The following is an 11,174-nucleotide window of genomic DNA, read 5'->3' as shown; positions in this document are numbered from 1 at the left end:
TGGATCGGCTGCGATCTGATCATACAAAAGCGGTTTAGTATGCGACTTCATATATTATTAATAATCTTATCACATCCACTTCGTCGGCTTTAGTCTAATTTCTTTTCTCTACCAGCCAAGCAATTCAGTAAAACGCTTCTGGGCACTGGCACATTCGCCTAGCTCGATGCTCGTCACTGGTATATCGATACCGTATGAAAGCAATAACTCTCGCATTTCATCCTGCTTATCGCGAGGAACTTCTATGTGTGAAATATTTGCAACGCCTATTCGTTTATCAGAGCGTACTTCGTAGTGACTCATCGGTTTTTCTAGTTTTAATTGCGAATCAAGACTCCTAACACCAACTAAAATTGGATAATTACCCAAAATATCACTACCCAGACAGAAGATATCCCACACATCGCGTGCCTGCTTATTCACTTTCTTTCCCCAAGTATTATCGCCATTTTCATCATGCGACAATGTACGCCAAGTTTTCCAACGGCGCAACACTTTGACTCCATTGACCGTAAATAGTCGCGCATAAAACAAGCTGTAGTAATACGATGTCCAAGTCAGAGCGTCACCATAACGATTTTTCTCTTTCCAGCCAAGACCATGCATGTCAGCATATGATCGCGCCACCATCCGACTCCGGCATAATGAAACCGAATGTACGATATGCCGATCACTGCCGCCAAAAACTGCATACACATCGCGGGATGGCTTGAGGCCAGCAATATCGCAAAAACTTTTCATCACATCAATGATACCGTCCTTACCGTGCTGCCAACGCCCAGTGCCATGCCAAAGTTGAGTATCTTTCGTTAGTTTTTGATATTCTCTTATCTCAGAACTATCAAATGAAAGTAAATCATTTACATTAATTATTTTCCTTTTAGCGATAGCATCTAAAGCCTTTTCAAAACGAAGCAACTTACTTTTGTAAATAATTAACGTTAGGATATGGTGCGGTAAATATCTTAGCGATCTTCGCACGAAAAGCTTTTGATAATTATTCCGTAATGGCATATTAATTAATAGTTTCTCTAGCTTTTTCCAACACATCAATTAGCATCTGCTTTGACTTCATACCGATCAGCTCGGCAACTTCCTCGCCAGCAACAAAAATCTTCATATTTGGTATGCCCTGCACGCGGTAGTGCATAGCCAGTTCTTTATTATCACTACTGGCATCAATGTCAATTTTAACAATATCAAAATCTGTCTCGTCAGCGATCTGCTGCAATATAGGCGCCATCGCTCGGCATGGCGGACACCATGGCGCCCAAAAATCGACCAAGACCGGACGCTTGCTTTTTAGTACTTTTTCTTCAAACTCTTGTTTAGTTGTAATACTAATTAATGCCATAATTCCTCCTTCTATTTTTACATTGTTGACATACTCCAGTAATGACTAAAGGACCATCGAAACAGCAGCCATCGAGCTGGCGCTCGATCTGGCAACGCACTGAATCAGGAACTTTAATATCCTGTAAACTATCGCACTCGCTGCATATAAAATGATCGTGTGATTCCGGTGAAAAGTCGTACCGCAAACAGCCCTGCCTTGACGCGGGTGCCAGTCCAATAACGCCATCACTCTGCAGACGTTGCGTAATACGATGTACCGTAGTATCGCTAACATTTGAATACAACTCTCGCAACCGGCTAGCAATCTCGGCATTAGTAGCATGCTGCAGTTGGCATAAAATCGATAGTATACTATCAGTATATTTCGTGATTCGTCGACTAACTATTTGTGTCATATTTTTATTGTAAATCATTTACAATAAAAATACAATGCTTTTTACAAAACTTACCGCGCTACACTTCTCGGTCATGATTTTCAACAATTAAATTACTGATCAGACCAGGCTATTTTCGCCCACTGCCTAAATTAATTTTACTAGCGAGAACTCTACTAAACTTCAAGCTACAAAATCGCGTCAAAAACACCAAAAGTTTATTCGGCCAACCAACCACATACACTGCTTTGTTATTCATAATAGCGCGATAGCTTCTCGCGGCAACTACTTCTGGTGTATAAACTCTAAGCCTAGTGAACATTGCTGAGTTTATCATTTGAGCGTTTTTCTCAAAATTAGTTGCTACCGGACCCGGACAAATCGCCGTCACCGACACGCCAGAACTTTTCATTTCTTCATGCAAAGCTTCAGAAAACGAGCGGACAAAAGCTTTCGACGCATAATACATCGCCATGTACGGCCCAGCTTGAAACGAGGCAATCGATGCAATATTAACAATCTTACCCTCACCGCGACGATCCATATCTTTACCAAATAGATACGATAACTGCATCACGGCCAACATATTAACGCTAGCGAGCCCTTTCTGGCGCTGCCAATCGACATCAACATAGCGACCAAACGAACCAAACCCGGCATTATTAATTAAGATGTCTATATTAATGCCTTTATATTTAATCTCGTCATAAACTTCTTGAGCGCTATCCTCAGCACTCAAATCTTTAACTATGTAAACCATTTCAACGCCAAACTGGCTTTCTAACTCCTGTTTTTGCTGTTGCAATAGAACTTCGTTACGCGCAACAGCAACGATATTATAACCATTTTGCGCAAATATACGAGCAAATTCTCTGCCCAAGCCGCTAGTAGTGCCTGTTATTAAAACATACGAAGCTGTTTGTTCTTGACTCATACCAAGATTATACCTTATAATTGGTTAATCTATGAACTCGAGCCAAAAGAGTTCCTCTAAATCTCGCGTTTGAATCACCTTACCCATGATCAAACTGCTCACAATATAAACTGCACAAAAGAAGGAGATACTTTTGAAAAATAAAATTAACGATAAAGAAATTTTACGCCTATTCTGGCAAGTATCTGTACCCTACAGGCGCCGCAGAAATCTAGCGATACTTTTTGCAATTACTACGATTGTTATTTCTATTTTTGTCGGCCCGCTTGTTATCGCAGAGCTGCTTAATATTATCCAGCACAACCAGCTGCAAACTGCCAACAATTTATGGACGCTAATTGTTCTATATGGCGCTAGCGAACTGTGTTCAACAGTGATTGGCTGGCGCTTAGTATTGTATCTCGTCTGGACATTCGAGACTGCATTGCAACGCGATTTACACTCGCGCTGCTTTAGTAAATTGACCAATCAAACAATGTTTTTCCATGCTAATAAATTTGGCGGTTCGCTCGTCAGCCAAACTAACAAACTAAACGGTGCAGTCGAACGTTTTTGGGATACAATTTTTTGGTCGATTTTGCCATTAGTTATCTCCTTAGCTGGATCAATAATCATTTTATCGACATTAATTTGGCAATATGCTTTATTCCTGTTTGTTTTTTCAATTATTTTTAGTATTGCCGTCTATTTTGGCTCTAGGCCAATGGCTAAATTAAGCGAAAAAGAAGCTAAAGCCAGCAATAAAGTTAGCGGCCAATTAGCCGACATGGTTTCAAATATTCTGGCGGTTAAATCGTCTGGCGCTGAATCGCTAGAGCAAAAGCGCTTTTCAAAAACGGTCAGTTCATGGCGCAGCGCTAGCTTGGGTACGATGCGCGGTTTCCTGAAAGTTAGTACCGTTTATTCGACCATCAACACAATTATCAAAATTGGCGCAATTGCTTTTGCGGTATACGCCGCTCAGCACAATCTAGTATCAGTAGCATCAGTTTACTTAATCATAACGTATACAGGCAGCGTGGCGCACGAGTTGTGGAACATGAATGGCATCATGCGCAGCTATAATCGTATTATTGGCGATGCTCACGAGATGGTAGAAATTCTTAAAACACCAACGACGCTAGTTGATCGCAGCGACAAAAAACTAAAAATTAAACGCGGCGGCATTGTCATGGACAACGTAACCTTTACGCACGACGAAGGCCAAGGCGACACTCTGTTTCATGATTTCTCGCTCAATATTCAGCCAGGTGAAAAAATTGGCTTAGTCGGATCAAGCGGGTCTGGCAAAACTACCCTCACCAAATTATTGCTACGATTTGCCGATATTGACTCGGGCAAGATCACAATCGACTCGCAAGATATTGCTGAAGTTACCCAGGTAAGTCTACGCGAACAAATCGCCTATGTGCCGCAAGAGCCGCTGCTATTTCACCGCTCCGTCCGCGAGAATATCGCCTACAGCCGACCCGACGCGACTGATGCTGAAATTGAAAAAGCTGCCAAGAAAGCTGGCGCTTACGACTTCATCGTCAAACTGCAAGACGGTTTTGACACGCTAGTCGGTGAACGCGGCGTCAAACTTTCGGGCGGACAGCGGCAGCGCATCGCCATTGCCAGGGCGATTTTGAAAGATGCGCCAATTTTAGTCCTTGACGAGGCAACGTCGGCATTAGACTCAGAATCAGAAGCGCTAATCCAAAAGTCGCTGGAAACGTTGATGAAAAACCGAACATCAATTGTCATCGCCCACCGTTTATCGACCATCGCTAAGCTCGATCGTATCATCGTCCTGGAAAACGGACGCATCGTCGAAGACGGTTCACACGATCAATTGCTCGCCAAAAAGCGCGGCGTTTACGCTAAGTTGTGGGCGCGGCAATCCGGCGGATTCATTGAGGAGTAATTTCTAGCATTTCCGACTATAGCAAAACACCGCCAAATCATGACGGTGTTTTTTTGATAATCTAAGACCAGGCTATTCCGACGCTTCAGTCTTTTCAGTCTTTTCAGTTTCTCCCGTAACTTCGACTTGTTCGGCATCAGCGGACTCAGCTTCGCCGGCCGCCGCATCGTTGGCAGCTGCTAGAGCACTTGGCTCATAGACGTTTGCCACAACCAAATCTTTGACCGTAATATCGTCGTCATCCGTGCCTTCGCGGCCGTCGTCGCTATCGACCAGCTCAACACCATCCGGCAAAACAATATCGCCCACGGTCACGCGGTCGCCTTCTTTAACAAGACCGCTCGTCGGCGCTTCCAATACTTCTGGTAGATCCATCGGCAAAGCCTTGACCTTGATCTTCTCAAGCGCTTGCAGCACTACCAAGCCGGCACGCTCCGCCTCAGATTCTCCTGTACCGCTCAAACGAATCGGCACTTCGGCAATCACCGGCTCATCAGCCCGAACTGCGTGAAAAGAAATATGGCGAAGAGCATTTGACCTAGTCGGATATGATTCAACATCCTTAATCATCGCTATGCGCCGCTCGCTGCCTAGCAACTGGACGGGCGTATGCTTGCCAGCTAGCTTATAGACGCGCAGCACTTCGCCAGCTTCAGCCTGAATCGGCACCGCTTCCATACCCGCACCGTAAACCACGCCTGGCGTAATTCCTTGGCGACGTAGCGTCTTAACTTTTTTGCCAAGCACTTCGCGCTTAGCAATCTTCAGAGTAATTTTTTCTCCCATTTCTCTCTTCCTTTCGTTAGATACCTTTCCGGAGGTTTACTATTGCTTCTCTATTATAACATGTTTATGATAATGATTCTAACCAAGCTGGTAATTCACGATATCCCCGATTCGTTTCGACAATAAATTTTTAGACCCAAACCTGTTCCATTAGCTGGTGCTAGAAATCTGTGCTATAATCATCTCTAGTATGGAAGCCTTTATTAATTTGATTATTCATCTCGGCGTGCCAATTATCTTATTGGTAGTTTTTGCTGAGTCAGGTTTATTAATCGGCTTCATATTTCCAGGCGACAGCTTGCTATTTACGGCAGCTTATATGGTACAACAGCATATTTTGCCAATTGATATTCATCTATTCGCTATCCTGATATTTTTGGCAGCCGTACTAGGCGATAGTGTTGGCTATAGTTTTGGACATAAGGTCGGCCGCAAATTATTTGAAAAAGAAAATTCGCGTTTTTTCAAGAAAAAATATTTAGAGCAAACTGAAAAATTCTACGACAAGCACGGTTCAATTACTATCGTGTTGGCTCGTTTTGCGCCAATCGTCCGAACTTTTGCGCCAATCGTTGCTGGCGCCAGCAAAATGCATTACAGAACATTTTTGGTTTTTAACATTATCGGCGGATTCTTGTGGTCATCACTGTTTGTTTATCTAGGTTATTACGCCGGTGAATTACTTACCAAAGCAGGCGTTAACATCGAGGTTGCTGCGCTTATAATCGTATTCCTCTCTGTCTCGCCGATGATTATTCACGCGCTCAAGAAACCATCAAACCGCGCGGCTCTCAAAAAACAGCTCCAAGTTTTATTCTCAAAAACCAAGATATCCAAACAGAAAAAATAATACAAATCCGCTCTCTTCGCCTAAGGCTGTACTTCAATCTTTACAAAAGACTATGAAAAAGTGTAGCTTACAACAGCTTCTGTAAGTACTTACCAGTTTGACTTTCTGGATTGTTTGCGACGTCTTCTGGCGTGCCAGCAGCAACCACTCTGCCACCACCCTGTCCACCCTCTGGACCCATATCAATAATCCAATCAGCGCATTTAATGACTTCCAGATTATGCTCAATGATTATCATACTGTTGCCACCATCGACTAATTTTTGTAAAATCTCGAGCAATTTGCGCACATCAGCAGTGTGTAAGCCAGTTGTTGGCTCATCGAGTATATAAAGTGTTTTACCAGTCGAACGACGTGATAGCTCTGCTGCCAATTTAATGCGCTGCGCCTCGCCGCCAGAGAACGTCGTCGCTGGCTGCCCAAGCTTCACATAACCCAGGCCAACTTCGTTAATAGTCTCTAGCTTGCGGGAGATAGCTGGAATATTAGTAAAGAACTCACAGGCTTGCTCGACCGTCATTTCTAGGATATCGCTAATGGTTTTATCTTTATATTTAATCTCTAGCGCTTCGCGGTTGTAACGCTTTCCGTGGCATTCTGGACATTGTATATATACATCCGGCAAAAAATGCATTTCGATCTTTATCACACCGTCGCCTTGGCAATTCTCGCAGCGACCACCCTTGACATTGAAACTAAAACGCCCTGCTTTGTAGCCGCGAATATTAGCCTCGGGGGTATTAGCAAACAGTTCGCGAATCTGTGTGAACACGCCCGTATAAGTTGCTGGATTAGAGCGCGGCGTGCGGCCTATCGCCGACTGATCAATGACGATAGCTTTATCTAATTGCTTGACGCCGTCAATCCTATCATGATCGCCGGGCACAGTCTGCGCTCGATGCAGACGCGCCGTCAATTCGTTGGCTACAATGTCATTAACTAGTGTCGATTTGCCGCTACCGCTAACGCCAGTCACTAGTGTCATTACACCCAACGGAAACTCGACATCAATATTTTTGAGGTTATTCTCCTTAGCACCGCGAACGACAAGTTTGCGATCTTTCTCGACCGCACGACGTTTCTTAGGCACCGATATTTTTTCTGCTCCAGATAAATATCGTCCGGTAATACTGGCCGGATTCTGCGCCACCTCGGCTGGCGTGCCGGCAGCTACAATCTCGCCGCCATGCACGCCAGCACCTGGACCTACATCCACCAAAAAATCAGCTGCAGCGATTGTCTCCTCGTCGTGCTCAACCACCAATACAGTATTACCGAGGTCGCGCAAATGCTTGAGTGTTTTGATTAATCGATCGTTGTCGCGCTGATGCAAACCAATTGACGGCTCGTCTAATACGTATAACACACCTTGTAGCCCAGAGCCAATCTGTGTCGCTAGACGAATCCGCTGTGCCTCGCCGCCACTCAGAGTGTTAGCAGCTCGCCCCAGTTCTAGATAATTCAACCCTACGTTATTCATAAATCCCAGACGAGCGTTAATCTCTTTAACCACTAGCTTGACGATCTTCATTTCGTTATCATCAAATTTCAGCTGACTAAAGACATCTAAGGCGTTCTCGACGTCTAGATTACAAATATCCATAATCGACAAGCCGCTAACCGTCACTGCTAAGACTACCGGCTTGAGGCGAGCGCCTTTGCAGGCTGTGCATTTGCGTTCACGCATAAATCGCTCAATATCTTTGCGCATGAAGTCGCTATCAGTTTCGCGGTGACGACGCTCGAGATTTGGAATAATCCCTTCAAATGTTGAATCGTAGTGTCGGCCATTACCTAGCTCAACGCGATATTTTCGCTCGCCTGTACCATACATCAATAATTTCCGCACATCGTCGCTTAGTTCGCGCACTGGTACGTGTAGACTAAAACCATGTTCAGCCGCCACCGCTTCAAGCCGTTTCATATACCAGGCATCAACACTGAAACGATTAAACGGACGAATCGCACCCTCAGCAATCGTCAAGTTTTTGTTAAAAACTAAGCTAGGATCAATCTCCATTCGTGTGCCCAGCCCCGTACATACCGGACAAGCACCTTGCGGCGCGTTAAAACTGAATAGCCGCGGCTCCAATTCAGGAATCTCCTCGCCCGGGTGATCCACACAAGCATAGCGCTGGCTATAAGTCAAAATTTCGCCGCTATCAGCATCCAACACTTGGACTATACCGCCAGCCAATTCTAACGATTGTTCGACTGATTGTGATACGCGTGAAATCATGTCTGGACGCATCACCAAGCGGTCTACGACCAATTCGATATCATGTTTATAACTCTTTTGTAATTCTGGAAACTCATCTAGTGCATAAATTACGCCGTCCACTCGCGCTCGAGCAAAGCCGCTACGCATATACTGTTCAGGAATATGCTGAAACTCGCCTTTTTTCTGGTTAACAATCGGCGCCAGGATCATTAATTTTGCGCCTTCAGGTAATTTCATGATTTCATCAATAATTGATTGTGCTGTTCGTCGTTGTACCGGCTTGCCGCAGCGCTTACCATCTGGCAAAAGTGCCGGACAATGAGGTACGCCAACACGCGCGAACAACAAGCGTAAATAGTCGTAAATTTCTGTTACCGTGGCAACCGTTGAACGCGGATTACGACTGGTTGATTTTTGATCTATTGAAATTGCCGGGCTCAATCCATCAATTGAGTCAACATCTGGCTTGTCCATGATGCCCAAGAATTGCCGCGCATAACTGCTCAAGCTTTCAACATAGCGCCGTTGTCCTTCGGCATAGATAGTATCGAAAACCAGGCTTGATTTACCGCTGCCGCTAAGTCCTGTTACCACCACAAACCTATCGCGTGGAATTTCCAAACTCACGTTTTTTAAGTTATTCTGGCGTGCACCGGTGATCTTGATACTATCTGACATGACTACTTATTTTAGCATTTTTCGGTAAAAAAATCCATTACCGCAAAACATCTGTGCACGTATTACACTTTAAATATCATCCAAATAAACTAAAACTGTATCGTGCTTATCGTTGCACATACTATAGTATATTTGCTATAGTATAGTCAAATGAGAGCATTAATTGAACTATTCGCTGTCCTCAGCATCAAGATTCGTGTTGTATTGGCGTGCCTTATCGGTGTACCTCTATTTTTGCTGCGCCACGACATTTATGATTCGCTAATGAATTTCGTGCTAGTCGGCGCCATACCTGGCACGCACATATCAGTACCATACTGGGTTATGTTATTACTATACGCAATGATAGTCATAAACATATTCACCTACATAGAAAATGCTGTTCAACGTCCTTTACCTCCAAAAGAATAGTGGCTGGCACGCGAAAAATCTAATCGCTAGCTGGTAATGTAGACTCAGCCCACAATTGCAATTCTTGCAAAATAAACTGCTGTTCGTCAGTTGCTGTCGGCGCTAAACGATGCAAAGCCGTCATAAACCCTGGTAACTGCACCTGCAGGCGCTGAGCCCGCCAGGTTTCCCACTGCGCCAAATCGTCTTCACTGAGCGAACGCGGAAAGTTGCGTGCTTTGTAGTGCAGCAATAGCGGCGCTAAACGTTCGTCCTGAAATTCTGGATGAAAATCAGCCAGCTCGCGTTCATCGGCATTGCGCACCGCTTCGACACGGATACGATCACGGTCGTTCAAAAAGCCATCATACAATTGCGCTTCTGGATCAGGCAATTTCTTGAAGGCTGGCTTGTTTTCAAAAATAGTCCGTAATTTTTCGGCAAAGTCCGGGTGATTCAGTAAAATATTTTGATGTTTCTGCACTGTCTTTAGATCAAGCGAAATCTTCTGCCAGCCATCGCCCTGCTCTAACACACCCAGCGGCGCTACCGCCGGACAACGATTGTACTGTAATTCTTTGACAGGTAATTTAACGAAATCCTCAGCCTGCCGCTCCTCCCACGAAGCAAATAGCTTTGCCGACAATTCCTCCACACTCAGCCCAACAAACGGCGTCGGATCATAGCGCAGATCATAGACAACCACGCCACCGTTTCGACTGGTCGTCAGTGAAAAGGCTACCGTGGTTTTGGCAAATTCTTTATCATAACGCCCGCTAGCGTAAACAAACGGCTTTTTATCGTCCACATTGACCAGTTGCTGGACTACTTTTTTGTCACGCATTTTCAGTAAATAATCATACAGTTGTGGCTGCTTTTGCTTAATCAATTTCGTCACGGCAATCAACGCCGTCACGTCCGCCAAAGCATCGTGAGCATTTTCGTGAGCTATACCATTGGCGCTAGTTATTAGTTCCAGGCGGTTGCTTGGCCCACCCTTATCATCAAGCGGCCAATTGATTCCTTCCGGCCTGAGCGCCCGCGTCAATCGCACCACATCCAGCAAATCCCAACGCGAGCGACCGTCTTTCCAGCTCCACTCGTACGGATCATGAAAATTGCGCCACAACAAATGACGAATAAATTCGTCGTCAAACCGAATATTATTAAAGCCAACCGCAATGGTCTCAGGCGTAAAAATTTCCTCACTCAGCATCCGGGCAAACTGTGCCTCAGTGTAGCCTTCCTCGACCGTTTTTTGCGGCGTGATACCAGTTACCATCAGCGCGTCAGGACTCGGCAAGGTATCATCATTTAATGTCACCAGCAGGTTATACGGCTCATCAATCGGTTCGAGATTCATGTCCGTCCGCTGCCCCGCAAACTGCATGATTCGGTCTTGCCGCGGATTTAACCCGCTGGTTTCCAGGTCGTAGAAGAAAAATGTTTGCGCCATAACTATAGTATAGCAAAGCCACGAGATGACACCCAAATCTACTGCTCAACCAGCGTAAACGGCATCGATTCGCCGATCTGCACCAAGCTATCACCAGTAGCACCTTGGCGCATTAGCTCGTGCGCTATACCATAACGACGCATGATATCGCGTAAACGATTGACGCTTTCAAACTGATCAAAATTGGTGCGGCGAGCAAATTTTTCTATCTTGCCGCCAAACA

10 protein-coding genes are annotated in these 11,174 nt (G+C 44.9%); 2 read left to right on the top strand and 8 right to left on the bottom strand.

The features are described 5' to 3' along the window. Positions 1–108: 108 nt before the first annotated feature. The 4 genes from G1ANC_RS02215 to G1ANC_RS02200 form a co-directional block, all read right to left on the bottom strand. Positions 109–1,050, bottom strand: coding sequence for a hypothetical protein (locus G1ANC_RS02215; RefSeq protein WP_129693399.1), 942 nt, complete (start codon positions 1,048–1,050; stop codon positions 109–111). Beyond that, a complete protein-coding gene (locus G1ANC_RS02210) occupies positions 1,016–1,354 on the bottom strand; it encodes a co-chaperone YbbN (RefSeq protein ID WP_129693398.1) in 339 nt (112 codons plus the stop codon). The genes G1ANC_RS02215 and G1ANC_RS02210 overlap by 35 nt, the downstream gene beginning before the upstream one ends. Continuing rightward, entirely contained in the window at positions 1,341–1,751 is a 411-nt protein-coding gene (locus G1ANC_RS04245; protein ID WP_164997974.1) for a transcriptional repressor, read from the bottom strand. Before G1ANC_RS04245 ends, G1ANC_RS02210 begins: the two co-directional genes overlap by 14 nt. 109 nt (positions 1,752–1,860) lie before the next feature. Beyond that, complete coding sequence (locus G1ANC_RS02200; protein ID WP_129693396.1) at positions 1,861–2,664, bottom strand: SDR family oxidoreductase; 804 nt, start codon at positions 2,662–2,664, stop codon at positions 1,861–1,863. Positions 2,665–2,797: 133 nt separating this feature from the next. Between G1ANC_RS02200 and G1ANC_RS02195 the strand changes: the two genes are divergently transcribed. Next, a complete protein-coding gene (locus G1ANC_RS02195) occupies positions 2,798–4,570 on the top strand; it encodes an ABC transporter ATP-binding protein (protein ID WP_129693395.1) in 1,773 nt (590 codons plus the stop codon). Positions 4,571–4,642: 72 nt separating this feature from the next. On the opposite strand, the gene G1ANC_RS02190 is transcribed toward G1ANC_RS02195, so the two are convergent. Next, positions 4,643–5,356 (bottom strand): 50S ribosomal protein L25, encoded by a 714-nt coding sequence (locus tag G1ANC_RS02190; protein ID WP_129693394.1) that lies wholly within the window; start codon positions 5,354–5,356, stop codon positions 4,643–4,645. 190 nt (positions 5,357–5,546) lie between these two features. On the opposite strand from G1ANC_RS02190, the gene G1ANC_RS02185 reads away from it, so the two are divergent. Next, complete coding sequence (locus G1ANC_RS02185; protein WP_129693393.1) at positions 5,547–6,206, top strand: DedA family protein; 660 nt, start codon at positions 5,547–5,549, stop codon at positions 6,204–6,206. Positions 6,207–6,273: 67 nt separating this feature from the next. On the opposite strand, the gene uvrA is transcribed toward G1ANC_RS02185, so the two are convergent. The 3 genes from uvrA to cgtA all read right to left on the bottom strand — a co-directional run. Then, positions 6,274–9,105, bottom strand: coding sequence for an excinuclease ABC subunit UvrA (gene uvrA, locus G1ANC_RS02180; protein WP_129693392.1), 2,832 nt, complete (start codon positions 9,103–9,105; stop codon positions 6,274–6,276). A gap of 430 nt (positions 9,106–9,535) precedes the next feature. Further along, positions 9,536–10,951 carry an exodeoxyribonuclease I gene (sbcB, locus tag G1ANC_RS02175; RefSeq protein ID WP_129693391.1) on the bottom strand — a complete coding sequence of 472 codons (1,416 nt, stop codon included), beginning with the start codon at positions 10,949–10,951 and terminating at the stop codon, positions 9,536–9,538. Between the two features lie 38 nt (positions 10,952–10,989). Then, the coding region (cgtA, locus tag G1ANC_RS02170; RefSeq protein WP_129693390.1) for an Obg family GTPase CgtA at positions 10,990–11,174 on the bottom strand (185 nt) is incomplete at its 5' end.

The organism is Candidatus Nanosynsacchari sp. TM7_ANC_38.39_G1_1 (assembly GCF_004138385.1).
Note: the sequence above shows the minus strand (reverse complement) of the source record. Positions and strands in the feature narration are given on the sequence as shown.